Origin of the sequence: Providencia sp. PROV004 (genome assembly GCF_011045615.1) — a bacterium.
Lineage (GTDB): Bacteria > Pseudomonadota > Gammaproteobacteria > Enterobacterales > Enterobacteriaceae > Providencia > Providencia rettgeri.
Genome location: NZ_CP042859.1, coordinates 3,237,692 through 3,257,959 on the forward strand (window position 1 = coordinate 3,237,692; position 20,268 = coordinate 3,257,959).

The 20,268-nt window shown below is 40.4% G+C and carries 18 protein-coding genes; 9 read left to right on the plus strand and 9 right to left on the minus strand.

All coding sequences use genetic code 11. From position 1 onward, the window contains the following. The first annotated feature begins 12 nt into the window (after nucleotides 1–12). Nucleotides 13–231 carry a translation initiation factor IF-1 gene (gene infA / locus FVA69_RS14780; RefSeq protein ID WP_004244560.1) on the plus strand — a complete coding sequence of 73 codons (219 nt, stop codon included), beginning with the start codon at nucleotides 13–15 and terminating at the stop codon, nucleotides 229–231. A 60-nt stretch (nucleotides 232–291) separates the two neighbouring features. Here infA and clpA read toward each other — a convergent pair whose 3' ends face one another. Both clpA and clpS read right to left on the minus strand, forming a co-directional pair. Continuing rightward, entirely contained in the window at nucleotides 292–2,574 is a 2,283-nt protein-coding gene (gene clpA, locus FVA69_RS14785; RefSeq protein WP_109911024.1) for an ATP-dependent Clp protease ATP-binding subunit ClpA, read from the minus strand. Between the two features lie 31 nt (nucleotides 2,575–2,605). Continuing rightward, entirely contained in the window at nucleotides 2,606–2,926 is a 321-nt protein-coding gene (gene clpS / locus FVA69_RS14790) for an ATP-dependent Clp protease adapter ClpS (RefSeq protein WP_004909410.1), read from the minus strand. A 390-nt stretch (nucleotides 2,927–3,316) separates the two neighbouring features. Between clpS and cspD the strand changes: the two genes are divergently transcribed. Next, nucleotides 3,317–3,562 (plus strand): cold shock domain-containing protein CspD, encoded by a 246-nt coding sequence (gene cspD, locus FVA69_RS14795; RefSeq protein ID WP_004909408.1) that lies wholly within the window; start codon nucleotides 3,317–3,319, stop codon nucleotides 3,560–3,562. Nucleotides 3,563–3,639: 77 nt separating this feature from the next. Here cspD and FVA69_RS14800 read toward each other — a convergent pair whose 3' ends face one another. The 7 genes from FVA69_RS14800 to FVA69_RS14830 all read right to left on the minus strand — a co-directional run bounded on the left by FVA69_RS14800 (nucleotide 3,640) and on the right by FVA69_RS14830 (nucleotide 13,115). Next, nucleotides 3,640–4,587: a DUF1177 domain-containing protein gene (locus FVA69_RS14800; protein WP_164529058.1), complete on the minus strand. Its 948-nt coding sequence runs from the start codon at nucleotides 4,585–4,587 to the stop codon at nucleotides 3,640–3,642. Nucleotides 4,588–4,824: 237 nt separating this feature from the next. Then, nucleotides 4,825–5,577 carry an IclR family transcriptional regulator gene (locus FVA69_RS14805; RefSeq protein WP_109911022.1) on the minus strand — a complete coding sequence of 251 codons (753 nt, stop codon included), beginning with the start codon at nucleotides 5,575–5,577 and terminating at the stop codon, nucleotides 4,825–4,827. After that, nucleotides 5,574–6,407 (minus strand): nitrilase-related carbon-nitrogen hydrolase, encoded by an 834-nt coding sequence (locus FVA69_RS14810; protein WP_109911021.1) that lies wholly within the window; start codon nucleotides 6,405–6,407, stop codon nucleotides 5,574–5,576. Before FVA69_RS14810 ends, FVA69_RS14805 begins: the two co-directional genes overlap by 4 nt. Nucleotides 6,408–6,417: 10 nt before the next feature. After that, on the minus strand, nucleotides 6,418–7,764 hold the full coding sequence (locus FVA69_RS14815; protein ID WP_004909397.1) for a purine-cytosine permease family protein: 1,347 nt from the start codon (nucleotides 7,762–7,764) through the stop codon (nucleotides 6,418–6,420). A gap of 423 nt (nucleotides 7,765–8,187) precedes the next feature. After that, nucleotides 8,188–10,131, minus strand: a complete 1,944-nt coding sequence (gene macB / locus FVA69_RS14820; RefSeq protein ID WP_109911020.1) for a macrolide ABC transporter ATP-binding protein/permease MacB — start codon at nucleotides 10,129–10,131, stop codon at nucleotides 8,188–8,190. A gap of 2 nt (nucleotides 10,132–10,133) precedes the next feature. Then, nucleotides 10,134–11,240 carry a macrolide transporter subunit MacA gene (gene macA, locus FVA69_RS14825; RefSeq protein ID WP_109911019.1) on the minus strand — a complete coding sequence of 369 codons (1,107 nt, stop codon included), beginning with the start codon at nucleotides 11,238–11,240 and terminating at the stop codon, nucleotides 10,134–10,136. Nucleotides 11,241–11,450: 210 nt separating this feature from the next. Next, nucleotides 11,451–13,115 (minus strand): ATP-dependent nuclease, encoded by a 1,665-nt coding sequence (locus FVA69_RS14830; RefSeq protein ID WP_109911018.1) that lies wholly within the window; start codon nucleotides 13,113–13,115, stop codon nucleotides 11,451–11,453. A gap of 402 nt (nucleotides 13,116–13,517) precedes the next feature. Between FVA69_RS14830 and FVA69_RS14835 the strand changes: the two genes are divergently transcribed. From FVA69_RS14835 to FVA69_RS14865, 7 genes are all read left to right on the plus strand, one after another. Further along, complete coding sequence (locus FVA69_RS14835; RefSeq protein WP_004909390.1) at nucleotides 13,518–14,417, plus strand: lysine exporter LysO family protein; 900 nt, start codon at nucleotides 13,518–13,520, stop codon at nucleotides 14,415–14,417. Between the two features lie 51 nt (nucleotides 14,418–14,468). Next, on the plus strand, nucleotides 14,469–15,950 hold the full coding sequence (locus FVA69_RS14840) for a DUF2867 domain-containing protein (RefSeq protein WP_004909389.1): 1,482 nt from the start codon (nucleotides 14,469–14,471) through the stop codon (nucleotides 15,948–15,950). Nucleotides 15,951–16,048: 98 nt separating this feature from the next. Continuing rightward, entirely contained in the window at nucleotides 16,049–16,777 is a 729-nt protein-coding gene (gene artP, locus FVA69_RS14845) for an arginine ABC transporter ATP-binding protein ArtP (RefSeq protein WP_004256404.1), read from the plus strand. Between the two features lie 18 nt (nucleotides 16,778–16,795). Further along, a complete protein-coding gene (gene artJ / locus FVA69_RS14850; protein WP_004256405.1) occupies nucleotides 16,796–17,539 on the plus strand; it encodes an arginine ABC transporter substrate-binding protein in 744 nt (247 codons plus the stop codon). 12 nt (nucleotides 17,540–17,551) lie between these two features. Continuing rightward, a complete protein-coding gene (gene artQ, locus FVA69_RS14855; protein ID WP_004909379.1) occupies nucleotides 17,552–18,292 on the plus strand; it encodes an arginine ABC transporter permease ArtQ in 741 nt (246 codons plus the stop codon). Next, complete coding sequence (gene artM / locus FVA69_RS14860; RefSeq protein ID WP_004909376.1) at nucleotides 18,289–18,957, plus strand: arginine ABC transporter permease ArtM; 669 nt, start codon at nucleotides 18,289–18,291, stop codon at nucleotides 18,955–18,957. The genes artQ and artM overlap by 4 nt, the downstream gene beginning before the upstream one ends. Before the next feature lie 142 nt (nucleotides 18,958–19,099). Further along, on the plus strand, nucleotides 19,100–20,257 hold the full coding sequence (locus FVA69_RS14865) for a hypothetical protein (protein ID WP_164529059.1): 1,158 nt from the start codon (nucleotides 19,100–19,102) through the stop codon (nucleotides 20,255–20,257). The last annotated feature ends 11 nt before the right edge of the window (nucleotides 20,258–20,268 follow it).

The following is a 20,268-nucleotide window of genomic DNA, read 5'->3' on the forward strand; positions in this document are numbered from 1 at the left end:
TTAGAGGATTAGATGGCCAAAGAAGACAATATTGAAATGCAGGGCACAGTTTTAGATACCCTGCCAAACACAATGTTCCGTGTTGAACTGGAAAACGGTCACGTGGTGACTGCTCATATTTCTGGAAAAATGCGTAAAAACTATATCCGCATCCTGACAGGCGACAAGGTAACTGTAGAGTTAACACCTTATGACCTGAGCAAAGGCCGAATCATTTTCCGTAGCCGTTGATATTCGCTTCAGGCAAGGCCTGACAACCACAGGTGCATTGATACACCTGTGGTCTATTCGTCAGAATACCGCATCCTCCGGAGAGGCCTTGTGCACGCTACTGAAGCTGTATGTCAGTGTGTTACTTTTTTCATCAAGCCCGATACTTACAGAGCCACCATTCGTTAGTGAACCAAATAGCAACTCGTTTGCTAATGGTTTTTTCAGGTTATCCTGAATGGTGCGAGCCATAGGTCGGGCACCCATCGCTTTATCATAACCTTTTTCACATAACCAACGGCGAGCCGCCGCGCTAACTTCAATTGATACGCCTTTCTCATCAAGTTGAACTTGTAATTCCACAATGAACTTATCAACAACTTGCGTAATAATTTCCGGAGTTAATGAGTTAAACCAAATGATACCATCAAGGCGGTTGCGAAACTCTGGTGAGAATGCCTTTTTGATTTCTGACATCGCATCAGTACTATTATCTTGCTCAGCAAAACCAATAGAACGACGCTGAGTTTCTTGTACCCCTGCGTTGGTTGTCATTACCACAACAACATTTCGAAAATCTGCTTTACGGCCGTTGTTATCCGTTAAAGTACCGTGGTCCATTACCTGTAAGAGGATATTAAACACATCAGGATGGGCTTTTTCGATTTCATCTAACAGCACCACTGAGTGAGGATGTTTAATAACTGCATCAGTCAGTAAACCGCCTTGATCAAAGCCGACATAGCCAGGAGGAGCCCCAATTAAACGACTAACAGTATGACGCTCCATATACTCGGACATATCAAAACGTAATAATTTAATATCCAGCGCTTTGGCTAACTGAACAGTGACCTCCGTTTTACCCACCCCCGTCGGACCTGCAAACAAGAAAGAACCCACCGGTTTATTTTCTAACCCTAAACCTGCCCGATTCATTTTAATTGCCTCAGACAACGAATCTATCGCTTTGTCTTGCCCAAACACTAACATTTTCAAACGAGAGTCGAGTGTCTTGAGTTTGTCTTTATCACTTGAAGAAACGGTTTTTTCAGGAATGCGGGCGATACGCGCCACAACAGTTTCAATTTCGGGTACACCAATGGTTTTTTTACGCTTACTTGGTGCAACCAATCGCGTTCGGGCACCAGCTTCATCGATCACATCAATGGCTTTATCAGGCAAATGTCTATCAGTGATATATTTAATAGATAAATCCACCGCGGCTTGAATTGCCTTTGCGGTATACCGAACATCATGATGCGCTTCGTATTTAGGCTTTAACCCATTGATGATGCGAATTGTTTCTTCTGGAGTTGGTTCCACAATATCAATTTTCTGGAAACGACGCGCCAATGCTCTGTCTTTCTCAAAAATACTGCCAAATTCTTGATATGTTGTAGAACCAATAACACGAATTCGGCCACTGGATAGCAACGGTTTAATTAAATTTGCCGCGTCAACTTGCCCACCAGAGGCCGCCCCTGCACCGATGATAGTGTGTATTTCATCGATAAATAAAATACTCTTCGGATCTTTTTCCAGCATTTTTAATAATGCTTTGAAGCGTTTCTCAAAGTCACCACGGTATTTAGTTCCCGCCAGTAATGAGCCAATATCTAATGAATAAATTGTGCAGCCTTTCATTACGTCAGGAACATCATCTTGCTCAATACGCCATGCTAGCCCTTCCGCAATCGCGGTTTTACCGACACCTGACTCGCCAACTAATAGTGGGTTATTTTTACGACGGCGACACAGTACTTGAATGGTACGCTCTAATTCAGCCTGACGTCCAACTAGAGGGTCGATATTCCCTTTCTTGGCCTGCTGGTTCAAGTTGGTCGTAAAGTTGTCCATATGGTCTTCTGGGACCGGCTGCTCTTCATTTTGCATGCTATTAGAGGGGATATCTTGTTCTGATGGCGACTCTTCGCCTTTTATCGTGCCATGGGATATATAATTAACCACATCTAAACGGCTAACATCATGTTTACGTAATAAGTACGCAGCTTGGGATTCTTGCTCACTAAAAATTGCGACTAATACATTTGCGCCGCTAACTTCGTTACGCCCAGATGATTGCACATGAAAAACGGCGCGCTGTAATACACGCTGAAAACTCAACGTAGGCTGGGTGTCTCTGCTATCATTTTCGGGTAACAAAGGTGTCGTTTGCGCGATGAAGTGTTCAAGTTCTTGACGTAATGCAACAAGATCAACCTTACAAGCATCTAAAGCTTCGCGAGCAGAGATATTACTCAGTAGCGCTAGCAATAGGTGCTCTACAGTCATAAACTCATGGCGGCTGTCTTTCGCTTTCGTAAAAGCTACGTTTAAACTAAGCTCCAGTTCTTGATTGAGCATAAGCACCTCCCAAAATTGATATTAAGCCAAATTAGACTTTCTCTATAGTGCAAAGCAAAGGGTACTCATGTTCACGAGCAAAAGTATTGACTTGTGACGCTTTTGTTTCAGCAACCTCTGCAGTAAAAATTCCACAAACTCCCTTTCCTTGAATATGGACATCTAACATTATCTGTGTAGCGCGTTCTTCATCAAAAGAAAAGTATTTTTGTAACACTTCGACAACAAAATCCATCGGAGTGTAATCGTCATTATTTAATAGCACCTTATACATCGAAGGTGGCTGTAAGGTTTGTTCTATTTCATCTTTAAAAATGACATCAGTTTTAAATGTGCCCAGAAAATCACTCATTACTTTCTTGCTCAGTGTTTAACTTCAATTTAAGCATAGTCTTTATTATCAACGATTTCTATCAATCATATTGATAACACCACAAAACTATACCATTTCGTAACCATGCTGTTTTTGTTTATATTGTTTCAAGTCACAGTGTACCATGGGAATCACCTTTGCTTCCATGGTTAGCAATCTGTGAGCCACATCAAATATTATAGAAAATGAGCGCTATTGATTAGCGAATTCTTAACACTTTCCACTAATTCCTGTACCTCGCCTCTTGACCTTAGAAGGCAATTTATTACAGTATATTTTACGAACAAATAACATCGTATTTATACTTATTTTGTGTGTTTTTTATACATTACTTTAAACGCAAATATTGGTAAATCTGAAGGATGAAATATGGAGACGGGTATCGTTAAGTGGTTCAATAACGCAAAAGGCTTTGGTTTTATTTGCCCGGCTGATGGCGGAGAAGATATTTTTGCTCATTATTCCTGTATTCAAATGGACGGTTACAGGACACTAAAAGCTGGCCAGAAAGTTCAATTTAGTGTGACTATTGGCCCAAAAGGTAATCATGCAGACCTCATTGTTCCTATTAACACTGAGGATGTCCCAGACAACATTACCGAATTAAATCAATAGCTCAGCAATAGAGCACAGTTAATTATTTTAGTAATACTGACAACACTAATAATTAACTGTGACTATTTATCAATTAATCACTTCTTTACTTCACCATTGCCCGCGGTTTGCAGGTGCGACATATCACCATATAGTGACGTTAATAAATCATACTGTTCAACATCATAAAACGCACATTGCTTTCCTGTGAATGCTTTAGCCACTTCTATCATAAATTTCACTGTCGCTGCAATGTCAACCTCATGGCTAGCCCCTGTAGAACAACCAGGCACCACCGTTTCTGAGCAGATAGCGACGCCAACCACAGGCGCAGATGTAGATACTGCAGGTTGTAATATACTGTTGATATGATGCAGGCCATTACCATATGGCGTGATATCTTGAATTGACAACGGGAATGTCACCGCTTTTTGGCCACTGCTCCACTCCATCAAACGGATTAAATCCTCTGATACAGGTAAAATATAGCCATTTTTTACCGTTGGAGACAGCGCATACCCTTTATGATTGAGTAAACGATTTCCCTTTGTGGTATCTACAGACAAAATAGCATCCGCTTCAGGGATAGCTTCATGTTGATTCATCGTGGCATCTTCAAGGGGGGAGTCCATGAAATCAACAGGTGTATGCGGACGTGTTGGCGCATTGGGGCAAATATGTGTCGTGATCACGACATCGCCGAGTAGCCGATCGCCCTTTTCATGCATTTGTGCCAGTTTAAGCGCTGCTGCAAGTGCGGCAATCGCACCGTCTGCATCAGAGACAACACCAATTCGAGAAGGCCTAGCACCAATTCCGCCTAACCGCCCGATGATCCCCAGCGTTGGCGCATCTTTATGGTGTGATTTACCTTGTGTTCCTGGAATAAGAATACGAACAAAATCGCTTTGCCCTTTGTTATCCTTAACCGTTTTAGACATGACTTCAATGTGTGGGAAATCTTGGAACAATGCAACAATGTCTTCACCTTTAACACTAGCGCAATCGATTAGCTCATATAGGCAAAGAGTTTGTTTTAGACTCATTGTACTTCCTTTAATTTTTTTTATGGGAGTGAAGAGCTACTTTGAGGTTAACTTGCATAAAATAGCGAGTTAACCTCATTTCGCTCTAGATGGAGCCTCACGTAATTGAGGTTCCACTTTTCCTGATGAAGGCGTATTCACGCACTTAAAATACTAACAATATAAATATTTATAATTTACTGATTACTTCTACTACCTACTTCTTACTACTGATTGCTTTTATGACACGAAATAAGTTCATGACTTATTTATGCTTTTTTGCAACCAATATGGGTCACCCACCATACAACCAAGATAAGCGGCTTTATGGCAAAGACTCTTGGATAACAGCGCCATAACCTCATCATTCATTTGCGTCGCAGGCAAACTTAAACACAAGGCATATAACGTATTTTGCGCTGGGTCGAACACCGTGCTAGATATGGAAGCGACTCCAGCAACGGATTCATCCATCGAAAATTCCCAGCCGCGCTCAGCCACTAAATCCAAACGCTCAACTAATTTACCGCGCTCTTCTTTGGGTTCACGGTCAATAATTTTTGACCGCTCATTTAGCGGTAACCTTGCTAATAATGCACGCCCCGTTGACGTTCCCAGTATAGGTAAACGTGTCCCCGGTTGAGTAATCACTTGCAACATGCTATTGCCAAAGCGTGCATGAACGACACGAACCATATCATCGTCAAGTGCTGACACATAACTGGTAAAACCGCTATCTTTCGCAAGTTCATCAAGCGCTTCAAGCATCATATCGATTAACGGATTCATTCCCCTAGCTCGATGCGCTAATTCCATAATCAGCAAACCTGGCCGATATATCGGTGCATTGTTTTTCTTTTCTAGCAACCCAAGCTCTGCCATTTGCTTTAAAAGGCGGGAAGCCGAGCTTTTAGGCATACCTAATTCATTAACCAACGTTGTCACAGTCAGCTCATTTCCAGAACGCAGGAACAGTTGGTAAACGTCAACAACGCTAGATAAAATACTCATGACCCTAAACCTTGGGTTAATACACTGTAGCTTTGTGGCTTTCTATCTCTCAGATAAGGCACTTTTAAGCGGGTATGGGCTTGGTTTAAAAAATCAACCTCACCAATTAATAGCGCCTCACCTTCACAGCTGGCTTCACAAAGTACTTGGCCGCGAGGACCTAAAACCTTACTACCACCAAATAAATGCAAATCTTCTTCATGACCCCAACGGTTCACTGCAAGTAAGTGAGTTCCATTTTCTAATGCACGACATGCACTGTTAATATCCCAAACATCTCGGTCTTGAACACACCAAGCTGAAGGAGCTAATAACAATTCGGCACCTTGTAATGTTAAAATTCGTGCGACTTCGGGAAAGCCCATGTCATAACAAATCATGATACCGATTTTACCAATCGGTGTTTCAAACACAGGGAAACTATCACCGCGTCCAAACCACTGTTTTTCTAGTCCAAAAGCATGAACTTTACGGAAAACACCACTGATACCCTCGCATCCAGGGTTCCAAACACCGACAGAGTTATATATATCGCCTAAATATTCACCGCGCTCAACAAAACCGCTCACAATAGTGATATTTAGACGAGTAGCAAGCTCGCTAAATAGCGTATAAGTTTCACTTCCGATAGAATCACTTAAATCCCACAACTTAGTGGTCAGTAAGTCGCCACGGTAACCTGTTGTCGCCAGTTCAGGAAAACAGATCAATTTTGCTCCTGAATCCGCGGCTTGTTGGCACAACTGTGCCATTCGTTGTAAGTTATTGGTTTTATTGCCTAGTTCTGAATCAAACTGAGCCAGAGCAACTTTAACTTTTGTACCTGACATTGTTTAATCCTTAATCTAAATGAGAGACTTTGCGAAAGTGTACCGTTTCAACACCTTTCGCTTTCGCCTGCCAGCGCATGCCTATCCAATAGGCTACTGCACCAGTAATCAAAGAGTTAAGCGCAGGGATACCATAGTCAGCGTGCAATGGACCTAATTCCGAAGTTCCCCATCCAACAGCTACGGCAATCACCCACACAACTAAGGTAACAGGGTTATATGCTTCACAGCTTGGTGGTAATATGCCTTGCTCTCGAGTGATATCTAATTCTTTGCGATCACGCTTCAATAAATAATAGTCAACAACCATAATCCCTGCGACAGGCGGGATGGCTATTCCTAAGTAAATTAAGAAACCAATAAAGTTATCTAAGATCCCTAACATTGAAGCAATTGTGCCGAAGATACCAATCACCCACGTTAAATAGCGGCGGTCAAAGCGCTTATTGAAGATGGCATTTAGCAGTGTTGAAAAACCTAAAGATGACGAATACAGATTGATGTCATTCATTTTTATTGTCGAGAAGATAACAATCGATGCACCTAATAGGCCAGTCAGTGCCATCATTAAATCAAATACTTGGCTTGTACGTAATGATAATGCCATTAGTACCGCTATCATATTGACCAGTAGCTCACCAAAAAATGTGCCGATGAGAGTCATCCAAAACACATCTTTAGGCCCTTTCATAAAGCGGCTGATATCGGGTGTTGTTACTGCTGCAATAATAAAACCACCAGCAACCATTGTGATGGCCGCAGGCATAGTCATTAATGGCCCGGCGGGTTCAGTGTCATTGATAAGTGTACCAATATCTTGACCTGATAATAAATTATATGTCGCCCAGCCTAACGCGAATAAAAATAGCGGCGTTGAGATATTGGCAGTAATAGATAAAAATCGATACCCATATACTGTTATAACCGTCACCGCAATACCTGTAATAAGTGACCAAGTCCCTGGTGTTAGCACATTAGTCGCTTTATACATTCCATCCGCAAAGAAACCATTTTGGACGCCAAACCAGCCCATTAAGGAGATAGCAATCGCGCCACCAATGAGAGCTGAGCCTAACTTACCAAAACCCGCCCACCGAGACAGTAGGCTGATCGACATTCCTTCACGGCACGCAGCCGCTCCAAGCCCCCAGCTGACAACCTGTAAAATTACAGAGCCAAGCATTGTTGCCCAAAACGCCTGCCAAAAAGTTAACCCATACCCAAGAGCTGCACCTAACATCACTTGTGAAACACAAGCTAGCGCACCAATTCGTAGAATTAACACTTCATAGAACGGTCTACGAGCACTTTGGGGTACTCGAGCCAAAGAATAATCTTCACCTGCTTTATTCGCCATATCGCACCTGCTGTGTGGTTGTCTTTGCTTAGTTTTTACTGGCTTTATTATAAGTTCCATTATGTGGAACTAGGTTTCATTTATTCTACAAGGCAAATGATAGCCATGATCGATACCAATTCGCAAGCAGAATTTATCTTTTCAGATAGTTTTTTATTATGAAATATTTTGAGAAACGAGGGAATATATAGATTGAAAAAAATATTATCAGGAAATGAAGGAGTTAAAAATAACGCATTTAATTAGCAGAATTTATTTGAGGAACTCGGTTCCAATAAATGAGACTATTCTTGAGCAGATATCTCTTTCACGTTAGCATTTAATGCCTTCTATATATCTTCTGCACCAAACCCTGTGATGCAGAAGATACACAGTAATTATTTAGGTTATAAATGATTAGGTTATAAATGACTAAGCTATAAACTATTCCCTCGCTAATGCGTCAATTGGGTTTAAGCGAGCCGCATTTCGCGCAGGTAAAAAGCCAAAAATAATACCAATGGCTGTTGAACAAACAAAGGCACTGATTAACGCCACAGGATCAAAAGAAAAAGTCCAGCCCGGTAGCGCCATTTGAGCCAATAAACTAATTCCATACGATAAGCCGATTCCCATCAGGCCGCCCATTAAACATACCAGTACGGCTTCGATGAGAAATTGCTGCATCACATCGCTGGTTCTAGCCCCTACCGCCATACGAATACCAATTTCTCGTGTCCTTTCTGTCACAGAAACCAGCATAATATTCATCACACCAATACCCCCGACTACTAATGAAATGACAGCCACTAGTGTGAGGAATAACTGCATAGTTTGGGTTGTTTTCTCCGCCGTTTTAATAAAGGTATCTAGGTTATAGGTAAAAATATCTTTCTTACCATGACGCAATGTCAATAAGCGGATTAGTTGCTGCTCCGCTGTTTTAGCATCATAGCCCTCTTTAACCCGCACAGTGATACTGTCGTAGTATGGCCGGTTAAGCACTTTACTATTTACCGTGGTGTCTGGTAACCAAATGGATAATGACTTATTCGAACCAAAAGCCGATTTTTTTTCTTCAAGTACACCGATGACCGTTGCTGGCATATTACCAATAAGTAAAGTTTCGCCAATAACATGCTCTTGCTTAGGAAAAAAGCGGCGCTTGGTGTTAGCATCAATGACCACCACTTGAGCTCGTCTGTCCGCCATATCTTGAGTAAACCCCATTCCTTCTGAGAACTTCCAAGCATAAACATTAAAATAATCACGCCCAACACCTGAAAGTTGAGCTGATGCATCTAAATTGCCTTTCCTTAACCGAGTTGAGCTGTTCAACTCTCCAGAGACAGCGTGGACATAAGGCTGCTTAGCAATCGCGTCAATATCCAAAGATTTTAATGATTGCCTATTTTCTGCATCGTCACTCCCGAAATCTTTCCCGGGATAGATAGAAATGGTATTGGTTCCGATCGATTTAATATCATTGAGTACCATGCCCTGCGCCGCATCGCCAATCACCATAATTGAAACCACAGAGGCAATACCAATAATAATCCCAAGCATCGTTAGCAGCGTGCGCATTTTATTGACAACCATGGCACGCCAAGCCATCAGTAATGCCTCACTAAATCGGCCATACATTTGATTTAATGTGAGTTTCCTTGCGGGGGCTTTTGGTAATGAATTTGCACGTATCGAGGCTTTACTCCCCGAATCTTTCAAAATTTCGCCATCTTTAATTTCTACGATACGTTCCGCTTGCTGAGCAATTTCGGGATCATGAGTAACAATAATCACTGTATGCCCTTGGGCACAAAGGCCTTTTAAAATACTCATGACCTCTTCCCCCGAATGGCTATCCAGCGCTCCTGTTGGCTCATCCGCAAGAATTATCTGCCCGCCATTCATTAGGGCGCGAGCAATACTCACGCGCTGTTGTTGCCCGCCAGACAACTGACTTGGACGATATTCAATTCGCTCTCCAAGCCCTAAACGCTGTAATAGTTGGGCGGCTCGTTCACGACGTTGGTTTTTACCCGCTCCTGCATATACCGCAGGTACCTCAACATTTTGCTCCGCACTTAAATGGCTTAATAAATGGTAGCGTTGAAAAATAAAACCGAAATGTTCTCGACGCAATTCTGCCAATTGGTCGTTATCTAATGTTGCAACACTTTGGCCATCAATACAGTAATTCCCTTCTGTTGGTTTATCTAAGCACCCAATAATATTCATGAGTGTGGATTTACCTGAACCAGAAGCACCTATAATCGCTACCATCTCACCTGCATTAATTTGCAGTGAGACATTTTTTAAGACCGTAACTTGGTTTTCACCTTCCCCATAGCGGCGAGTGATCCCTTGAAGATCAATTAACGCAGCCATAGTTAGTATTCCGCCTCGTTGTGCCCAATGACCACTTTGTCACCTTCATTTAGGCCTTTGGTAATTTCCACATACACATCGTTTCGACCACCAATTTCAACTTGTTTTTTCTCGACTTTATTGCCTTGCAGAATATCCACTTCATAGGTTTGTGGTGAAATTTCATTACCTAATGCAGATAGTGGTAGCAATAGCACATTCTTACGTGAATCTAATTCAATCGTAACCTGAGCGGTCATTTGTAATTTCAACAAATGTTGCGGGTTAGGCACCTCAAAACGCGCATAATAGAAAATGGCATCATTAATTTTTTCAGGAGTTGGCAAAATATCCTTTAATTGCCCAGCAAATTTTTTATCTGGAGCCCCTAGAACAGTGAAAGAAGCATCTTGACCGGGTTCCAAATAAATTACGTCGGCTTCAGAAACTTCGGCTTTCACTAGCATCGTGTCCAAATCCGCAAGCGTTAAAATTGTTGGTGCTTCTTGGGCAGCAATAACCGTCTGTCCCTGTAGTGTTTTAATAAAGGTGACAATACCATCCATTGGTGCCGTAATTTGCGTATATTTTAGATTTGTTTTTGCCGAATCTAGAGTGGCTTGGTTACGCTTAATTTGAGCTTGATAAGTGGCGACTTGCGCTTTTTTTACTTCCACATCGGTTTTAGCTTTATCAAGTTCTTGTTGAGAAACTGCTTGCTGTTTTGCTAGGCTTAAATGACGCTGATAAGTCACTTGGGCAAGACGCAGCTCGGCTTGAGCTAATGATAAATTGGCTTCGAGCTCACGTGTTGTTGCCTCAGACTCAATAACATCATTTTGAGCTTTTTTCGGGTCAATAACCGCTAATAAGTCACCTTTTTTAACATAATCACCCTCTTTGACATACAGCGTTTGCAGCTGCCCACTCACCTGAGCGCCCACATCGACTTTACGTACGGCATCAAGTTTCCCCGTTGCCAGTACTTGTTTATCTAAATTGCCTCGAGTGACATCTACGGTTTGAAAAACCTCGGCTTCCTCTCGATTAAAAAGAAACCCAGCGGTGATTAGGGCAACAATAATGATTGCCAAATAAATCGGCCACTTTTTCTTAGGCTTTGCCTTCATGTTTACTTGCTTCCTATGAACAAAAAGAGGGCTTTGCCCTCTAAGATCGCTGACAACGTGTAAAAAGGAGGTTCCAATTAGTTGTCAGCTAAAAACTAATGATCAAATTATATATCACTTAAGTTATCAATTGATTCAACATGTGATAAACCTGAAAGAACCATTTCTTAATAATCAATCAACAACAAGTAATATTTCTCGATATCACGATTAATTTGCTTTCCCCCTTGCCAACCATGCCACGCGAGAAAACATACTTTTCAATTGCAGCGGAATGCTGTCTGGCCCTAATTCTGCGGCTCTATTTACAGTAGCTAGCGCTAAATCTGGTTTCGATGTACGAGAAATCGCCTTAATAATTACACGTCTGGTTGAAACCTTCGCATTATCTGGAATATCCGCAATTTCATGATAAAGGCTTCTAAACCCTTCACGATATAGGAAATGTTCCATATCTGGTGCGGGGAGCATCGTTAACCTATCTCTATCTGAAGAGTTAATTTTGTTGGCATAATGAGTCGCTGTTGCTGCATACTTGCGCCCCGCCTCATCACCATCGGTTAAAACATGCCATTCAATACCCATTTTATTGGCAAACTTTAGCAATGGTTTCAAACCACTTTGTGCAAATGCAATAACTTTTATTCCTTCAGTTTCAAAGTAATAGTTACACTGGCGCGAAAATTCATTCATCAACCAAATTTCCGTTTCCCCTTCCACTAATAACCAGCAGCGAGCAAACAGCGCTGATGGACGATTAAAGCGAATATGGAAAGAAATTTTACGTAATTCTTCAGCACTTAAATCATTTTCACTCAATCGATAAGCTGAAACTTTATTGGTATTGCGCACCAAACGACACAAATCTTCCAGAGGTGCTAATGAAAGCAACTCCCCTGAGTTCGTCGTGGTAATCCGCTGTAGAGAAAATAGGCTAAATAACCCCCATGCGATGGAGAGCATAATCGGGTGTAAGCGCGTTTCTGGATCTTCAACGATAATCAATGGCCTTGCATGTTTATCTAACTGAATATTACCTTTTGATTGTAATAACGAAGAAAACATTCCTAAGATGATTAAACGAATATTGCGTTGGTTTGGTTTTGCGATTAAACGGCTAATATTATCAAGTGCTTTCCACCCGCGCTTGCGCGGTTCTATATTGACAATTGAGTTATCCAGTTTTATAAGATGTGCGCTCTGCCCTGAAAAATAATGACTGAGCAGCTGTTGCATTGCATCAATACCATCACCAAGGTCCTCATCACTTAAACATTCAGGATTATTAACCAATGCATGGGTTAATTCTTTAATGCGGACGTTGAACAAATCACGTAAATCTTTTTGGCCTGTAACAATAGTTTCAGTGTTAAGTGTATGCAAAAAGCGGGCATCTCGCAGGCGAATAACCGGATACAATCTAATAATTTCTTTAATGTATTTACCTACATTATCCAAAGAAAGTTTATTACCACCTGAGTTCAAAAAGTTTTTATCTACAACAATCGTGTCATCATCTCTCAGCTCTGCACTAACACGATAGAAAATATGTTTAAGGCCATCTCCGTTATCGACCCAAACAGAGTTAAGATTATGAAAACGATATGATTGATGACGTCCTTTTCGGCGTTCACAAAATTTTAGAACAATCTGTAATGAGCGGTAACGCGATTCATCGTTCCCTGCTGGGTGATGAAAGTCATGAAGGCTGAATTGGTAATCTGTATGCTCAGGGGAAAGAAGAAGGTCAAGTGCGTCCAGTAAACTTGATTTTCCCCAAGAATTCTCACCGACTAAAACCGTACTATTATTCAGTTCTAAAGAAAGCCGGTTAATTCCTCTAAATCCGTATATTTCCACACGTTCCAGGTACATATTACTCTCCTTGGAAGATTTTTAATTCACCCTCAATATTATTAGTTTTCATTACATACCGGGTGATTCCGTCAATGAAACAGACTAAAAGACACTATTTAGAGCTTACCGATTAAGCGCCTTTATTACTATAAATATGTAAGCAAAATAAAAATACTTATAACAAAACAGCGAACTGTGTTGAGCATCTAATTACAGTGTTATAAAATAGTAAAACTTTCATTTTTAGTGTTTTTGACCTATTTTTCTTTCTTTAGCCAATAAAAAAATTTTATAACAATAAGTTCTTTTAGCACAGGGCGCTAAATCAGGTTTATGCTTCGATAACCTAAATAAAAAAGATAAGCATAACCCTTTGTTTACATTAACCTAGTCGATGGGATAACCTTTAAGGAAACGGCCATGTATTCAGGACTCTTAATTATTCTTCTACCGTTAACACTCGGTTATCTTATTCCTATTAAAAATAAACGTATTCTCCATCGAGTTCATCAATCCCTGAATTCAATGGTATATGTTATTTTATTTTTAATGGGAATTACCCTCGCACTGCTTGAAAACTTAAGCGTTCACTTATTTTCTATTTTAATTTATGCAGTTACCTTTTTTGGTTGCATATTTTCATTGAATGTAATCTCACTGTTATTGCTCGATAGATTTGATCCATGGAGAATTCCGCAACATAAACAAGAAAAGCCACCTTCACGAATCAAAATGGTTCTCGAATCTTTACAGCTATGCGGTGTGCTACTGCTCGGATTTGCCGTTGGCTTGACGCATTTTGACTTTCTACACTATGCCGACAAAGGCAGCCAACTGGCGTTAATGCTATTGTTATTACTTGTCGGTATCCAGCTACGCAATAGTGGCATGAGCATCAAGCAAATTTTAATCAACCGCCGTGGTACCACCATCGCGTTTGTCATGGCAATCAGTGCGTTAGCTGGTGGCGCGTTAGCTGCATTTTTACTCGATCTTCCGGTGAAAATGGGGCTAGCGCTGGCTTCTGGCTTTGGCTGGTACTCATTAACAGGCATCGTACTTACCGATGCATATGGCCCAGTCATGGGAAGTGCGGCTTTTTTCAATGACTTAGCAAGGGAACTTGCTGCCATCATGCTCATTCCTATTATTATCAACCGTTACCGCTCAACGGCTCTTGGCATTTGCGGTTCAACATCAATGGATTTTACATTACCTGTTTTACAACGCAGCGGTGGAGTTTCAATTGTCCCTGCCGCCATAGTTCACGGCTTCGTACTTAGTCTAATTACGCCAATTCTTATGGCCTTCTTTACATAGGTAAAATTTCAGTCACAATAGCCGTTAATTTGCGTGAAACAGGAAATTAACATGACAGATAAACAACGTGTTTTAGTGTTGGGCGCTAGTGGCTATATTGGTCAGAATTTGATCCCTAAACTCATTGAGCAAGGATATGACGTAACAGCAGGTGCTCGCCGTGTTGATTGGATGCTATCTCAAGGCTGGCAAGATACCCAATGCATTTATGTGGATCTTCACGACCCCGAAACATTAAAAGGTGTCATGGAAGGCATCGATATTGTTTATTTCCTCGTTCATAGCATGGCTGACCAAGCCAATTTAGTCGAACGTGAGCGCGCAGCCGCTCGCAATGTGCAACAAGCCCTTGAAGGCTCAAGCGTTAAACATGTTATCTATCTCAGCGCATTACAACACGGGCATACCTATTCACCACACCTAATAGCACGGCGTTTAACCGGTGATATTTTACGTGAAAGCCAAGTCCCGGTTACTGAAATTCGTTCATCAATTATCGTTGGCTCTGGTTCTGCCGCATTCGAAATTATGCGCGATATGGTCTACAACTTAGCGATTTTAACGCCACCACGCTGGGTTCGCTCTAAGTCGTCACCTATCGCTCTGTCGAATATTTTGTATTATTTAACGCAACTGGCAAAAATACCAACAACCGAAAACCGAATTTTCGATGCGGGTGGCCCTGAGTTTATTAGCTACCAAGAACTATTTAAACGCTTTATTAAAGTCAGTGGTAAACGGCGTTTACTTATTCCCATTCCGATCCCCATCAGTATGATCTCTGTGCATTTCATCAGTTTGATCACCTCTGTGCCACCGTCAATTGCTAAGGAGCTAATCCAAGGCTTGCAGCACGACCTCCCGGCAGATGATAAAGCGTTACGAGAACTGATCCCACAAACCTTAATTTCTTTTGATGATGCTGTTAGAACCACTTTAGCTGAAGAAGCCGATGCCGTTGATAACGCAGATTGGGGTTATGACCCAGAAGTCAGAAAACGTTGGCGTCCTGGTTATGGCTATTACCCAAAACAAGCGGGAGCAACCCTTGGAACAACGGCCAGTTCAGAATCGCTCTGGTATACAGTGCAACAGATTGGCGGAAAAAACGGCTACTTCTATGCCAATGGTCTGTGGAAAACCCGCGCCATCATGGATGATATGATGTTGAATAAAGTGAAATATGGCCGCCCCGATCGTGAACAGCTCCAACTCGGTGATGAGATTGACGGCTGGCGCGTGATTAATCTTGAGCCTAATAAACAACTTAGCTTGTTATTTGGTATGAAAGCGCCAGGACTTGGCCGCCTAACTTTTACTATTCATGATAGCGGAAACCGCCGTTCAATCGATGTTCGGGCATGGTGGCACCCTGCTGGCTTTTGCGGTCTACTCTATTGGTTTGCCATGATGCCTGCACATTTATTTATTTTTAAAGGCATGGCAAAACGCATCAGTGAGCTAGCTTATGAGCGGGATAAACAACTCGCTAAACAACAGCAAGCAGAGCAACTGACCGTTAAATCAGAATAAATTTAGCGTAAAAACCAAATTTTTATGCAGAAATTATTGCATAAATATGCTCGTAGGATTAATATCGCAGGTAGTGAAATAAGATATTATTGGTACACATGAGCATTCAATTAAAAAACATCAACTGTTTCTATGGTTCCCATCAGGCACTCTTTGATATCAATCTAGAGTGTTCTGCTGGTGAGACTATGGTATTACTCGGGCCAAGCGGAGCAGGTAAAAGCTCGTTGTTGCGTGTCCTCAATTTATTAGAAATGCCACGTTCAGGCCACTTAAATATTGTGGGTCAGCAATTTGACTTTTCTTCTGCTCCAGATGCGAAAGCGATTCGTGAGCTGCGTCAAAATGTGGGAATGGTATTTCAACAATATAACCTATGGCCTCATTTGAGCGTTATGGACAACTTAATTGAAGCACCGTGCCGCGTGTTAAAATTGTCCAAGCAAGAAGCGCAAGCAAAAGCCTCTAAGTTATTAGAGCGCTTACGGTTGTCTCAATTTGCTGATCGCTACCCCTTACATTTATCGGGTGGGCAACAACAGCGTGTTGCGATTGCTAGAGCATTGATGATGGAACCAAAAGTTTTATTATTTGATGAACCAACCGCTGCACTTGACCCAGAAATTACCGCGCAAGTTGTTGATATTATTCGAGAACTATCTGCAACTGGAATTACGCAAGTCATCGTTACTCACGAAGTGGAAATTGCTCGCAAAACCGCTAGCCGTGTAGTGTATATGGAAAATGGCCATATAGTAGAACAAGGGGATGCAAGCCATTTCACTGCACCTCAAACAGAAGCATTTGCAAATTATCTGTCACATTAATAGATATAGGATTAAGCAATGAAAAAAATTATATTAGCTGCACTACTGGGCGCTGTAACCCTATCTGCAACTGCTGCGGAAAAAGAAACCATCCGTTTTGCAACAGAAGCGACTTACGCACCTTTTGAAATGTTCGATAAGAATAACCAAATCGTTGGCTTTGACGTTGATTTAGCCAATGCCATGTGTGAAAAAATGAATGCAACTTGCACATTTACTCACCAATCTTTCGACAGCTTAATCCCTAGCTTAAAATTCCGTCGCTTTGAAGCATTAATGGCAGGTATCGATATTACCCCTGAGCGCCAACAGCAAGTGGATTTCACTGAGACTTACTACCCTAACTCAGCAGAGTTTATTGCTGTGAAAGAAAAAATCAGCTCAGTAGACCAATTAAAAGATAAAAAAATTGGTGTTCAAAACGGAACCACTCACCAAAAATATATCATGGAACAACATAAAGGTATGACAACCGTTCCTTATGATAACTACCAATCTGCTATTTTAGACCTGCAAAATGGCCGTATCGATGCCGTCTTCGGTGATACCGCAGTTGCTGACGAGTGGTTAAAAGCTAAAGGTAACGAAAACTTAGCCGCTGTAGGTGAAAAAGTGACTGATCCACAATATTTCGGTATTGGTTTAGGCATTGCAGTGCGTAAAGGAAATAAAGAGCTGTTGGATAAAATGAATAAAGCCTTAGCTGAAGTTAAAGCAGACGGCACTTATGATGCTATCCACAAAAAATGGTTTCAACAGTAATTGATATAATTAATGAGCAACTTTCTATTTTTAACAAGTGCCGCCGGTATCACCGTCGGCCTTGCTGTTTCTGCACTGGTTTTGGGGCTGATCCTCGCCATGTTATTTACTGCGTGGGAGTCCGTCCGTTTTAAACCTATTGCCTTTTTAGGGACTTGCTGGGTTACTTTGATCCGCGGTCTGCCTGAATTATTGGTCGTGTTGTTTGTTTATTTCGGTACATTACAACTGATCAATTTGTTTGGTGATGGGTTCGATATAAACCTCGGTTTTTGGCAAACCACTATCCAAATTGACCCCAGCATTTTCTTTGCTGATAGCGGTGAATTTGATTACACCCCATTTGTCTGTGGTGTCATTGCCCTCGCCTTGTTGTATGCATCTTATGCATCACAAACATTAAGAGGGGCTTTAAAAGCAGTACCTTATGGTCAGTGGGAAGCTGGTTTTGCATTAGGTTTAAACAAACGCACTATTTTCTTTCGGTTCATTATGCCGCAAATGTGGCGCCATGCGCTTCCTGGCTTAGGTAACCAATGGCTTGTATTATTAAAAGATACTGCGTTAGTTTCACTCATCAGTGTTAATGATTTAATGCTACAAACAAAAACAATCGTCAATAGAACTCACGAACCTTTCACATGGTACGCCATTGTAGGGTTGATTTACCTTGCCATTACGTTAGTCAGCCAAGTTATTTTAAAACGTATTGAATTGCGTACGACTCGCTTTGAGCGAGGTGAATCAAAATGATGGATTTAATTTTAGATATTCTTCCCGGGCTACCAACCAGCTTATCACTGACATTTAGTGCTCTTATTGTAGCTTTTATCTTAGCGATATTATTTACTTTAATTCTTTCACTTAAAACCCCCGTGGTTTCTCAAGCAGTTAAAGTCTATATCACGCTTTTCACTGGTACGCCTTTATTGGTGCAGTTCTTCTTAATTTATAATGGTCCAAGCCAGTTTAAATCACTGCAGAATTACCCAATGCTATGGGAGTTTATCTCAACCCCTTGGGTATGCGCCATGATAGCATTGGCACTAAATAGTGCAGCGTATTCTACTTTGTTATTCCACGGTGCAGTTAAAGCTATTCCGTCAGGCCAATGGCAATCGTGCCAAGCCCTCGGGATGAGCAAAATGCAAACCATGCGTATTATTTTGCCTTATGCCTTTAAGCGTTCGTTATCGTCTTATTCCAATGAAGTTGTCCTGATTTTCAAAAGTACTTCACTTGCCAGTACGATTACAATGCTAGATGTTATGGGTTACAGCCAACTGATCTTTGGTCAAAGCTGGAATGTGATGGCGTTTGTTGCTGCGGGAATTATTTATTTAGTGGTCAATGCAATTTTGACCGTTCTAATGCGTTTAATTGAACGCAAAGCGCTGGAATTTGAGCACAGAGGCTAGTCCTTCTTTCTCGCCGACAAGTAAAAAAAGCTTGGTATTATGCCAAGCTTTTTTTATTCGCTCAATCGGATTTTTAAAGAGTACTTTATTTGTAATATGTAATAATTAAACTAATTAAATAGATATGATTAATGCGTTTATTATGAAAAAAATTCAATTTGATATTCCTTTTGAGCAAGAAAAACTACTTACATACTTTAATAAAAAAGAAAATGACTCCCTAAGAAAAAAACTCACCCAAGTCAGAAACACCTCTAACGCTAGCAATGGGATTTGCCATGGTCTATCAAACCTATACCTTCTTAATGAAAACAAAAATGAAGGGGATAAATTAATTGAATCGATGGGAGCTGCTTTAAAATCTATAAAATCCCAAAGTGATCGTTTAAGAAATAAAAAACAAAATGATGTTGAAATAAGTTTATTAAATAAACAAATAGTCAATGGCCTGAATATTCAGATTAGCTATGAACGCGCATATGATTTCAATAAAATCGCACACAAAATAGACTCATTACTCATTGATAAAAAAAAGAATAAATCATCATTCATCAATAAAAATACAGATATTAAAATTGATAGAAACTTAATATCGTTAGAAAACAAGGAAAAGGGGCGTAATATAAGAAATCTATACGATATAACCCATCTACTAAAGAAAAACATATCTCATGTCAATAAAAATGTAAGTTACTTAGATAATAAATATGAAATTATAGATTTGATTACCTTTTACTATAATTTAGTTAGAAAAAACAAAGAGGATTCAATAGAAATTTACTATTGCCATGAAATATTGAATGAGACAATAAAAAATAAAATAATATCTGACTTGCCATTAGATGATGAAGAAATTAAAATTTTTCTAGCTAATGCTTTCGGGTTTATATCTAAGCTAGAAATGTATAAAAATACTGCTAAAAATATAAATTTTGGGTTAATCAATGATATAAGCCTACCTATTTGTGACTATACAAACTTACAAATAAATAAAAACCAATCAACTATTGAAAATCTAAAAGCTGAAATAGAGAATAAATTAAAATCTAACAATGATTACTATTCATTGATTTCTTATGATGGTCATTGCATGGCAATTTCAATTAAATTCGATAAAAACAATCATATATATAAGTTTTTTGACCCTAACAGAGGTATAAAAAAATATGATAACGAAAATGATTTTTTTGAAAACTTAAAATATTTGCTCTCCTATCATAGTGATAAACCTATACCGAATCACATAGATGAATTTAAGTTTAGAGTATTATCTATGGATTCATTCCTGCTAAAAAATTAAATTAATTACCC

Coding starts and splice junctions, on each gene's coding strand:
- infA (WP_004244560.1), top strand. CDS start 13: ATGGCCAAAGAAGACAATATTGAAATGCAGGGCACAGTTTTAGATACC.
- clpA (WP_109911024.1), bottom strand. CDS start 2,574: ATGCTCAATCAAGAACTGGAGCTTAGTTTAAACGTAGCTTTTACGAAA.
- clpS (WP_004909410.1), bottom strand. CDS start 2,926: ATGAGTGATTTTCTGGGCACATTTAAAACTGATGTCATTTTTAAAGAT.
- cspD (WP_004909408.1), top strand. CDS start 3,317: ATGGAGACGGGTATCGTTAAGTGGTTCAATAACGCAAAAGGCTTTGGT.
- FVA69_RS14800 (WP_164529058.1), bottom strand. CDS start 4,587: ATGAGTCTAAAACAAACTCTTTGCCTATATGAGCTAATCGATTGCGCT.
- FVA69_RS14805 (WP_109911022.1), bottom strand. CDS start 5,577: ATGAGTATTTTATCTAGCGTTGTTGACGTTTACCAACTGTTCCTGCGT.
- FVA69_RS14810 (WP_109911021.1), bottom strand. CDS start 6,407: ATGTCAGGTACAAAAGTTAAAGTTGCTCTGGCTCAGTTTGATTCAGAA.
- FVA69_RS14815 (WP_004909397.1), bottom strand. CDS start 7,764: ATGGCGAATAAAGCAGGTGAAGATTATTCTTTGGCTCGAGTACCCCAA.
- macB (WP_109911020.1), bottom strand. CDS start 10,131: ATGGCTGCGTTAATTGATCTTCAAGGGATCACTCGCCGCTATGGGGAA.
- macA (WP_109911019.1), bottom strand. CDS start 11,240: ATGAAGGCAAAGCCTAAGAAAAAGTGGCCGATTTATTTGGCAATCATT.
- FVA69_RS14830 (WP_109911018.1), bottom strand. CDS start 13,115: ATGTACCTGGAACGTGTGGAAATATACGGATTTAGAGGAATTAACCGG.
- FVA69_RS14835 (WP_004909390.1), top strand. CDS start 13,518: ATGTATTCAGGACTCTTAATTATTCTTCTACCGTTAACACTCGGTTAT.
- FVA69_RS14840 (WP_004909389.1), top strand. CDS start 14,469: ATGACAGATAAACAACGTGTTTTAGTGTTGGGCGCTAGTGGCTATATT.
- artP (WP_004256404.1), top strand. CDS start 16,049: ATGAGCATTCAATTAAAAAACATCAACTGTTTCTATGGTTCCCATCAG.
- artJ (WP_004256405.1), top strand. CDS start 16,796: ATGAAAAAAATTATATTAGCTGCACTACTGGGCGCTGTAACCCTATCT.
- artQ (WP_004909379.1), top strand. CDS start 17,552: ATGAGCAACTTTCTATTTTTAACAAGTGCCGCCGGTATCACCGTCGGC.
- artM (WP_004909376.1), top strand. CDS start 18,289: ATGATGGATTTAATTTTAGATATTCTTCCCGGGCTACCAACCAGCTTA.
- FVA69_RS14865 (WP_164529059.1), top strand. CDS start 19,100: ATGAAAAAAATTCAATTTGATATTCCTTTTGAGCAAGAAAAACTACTT.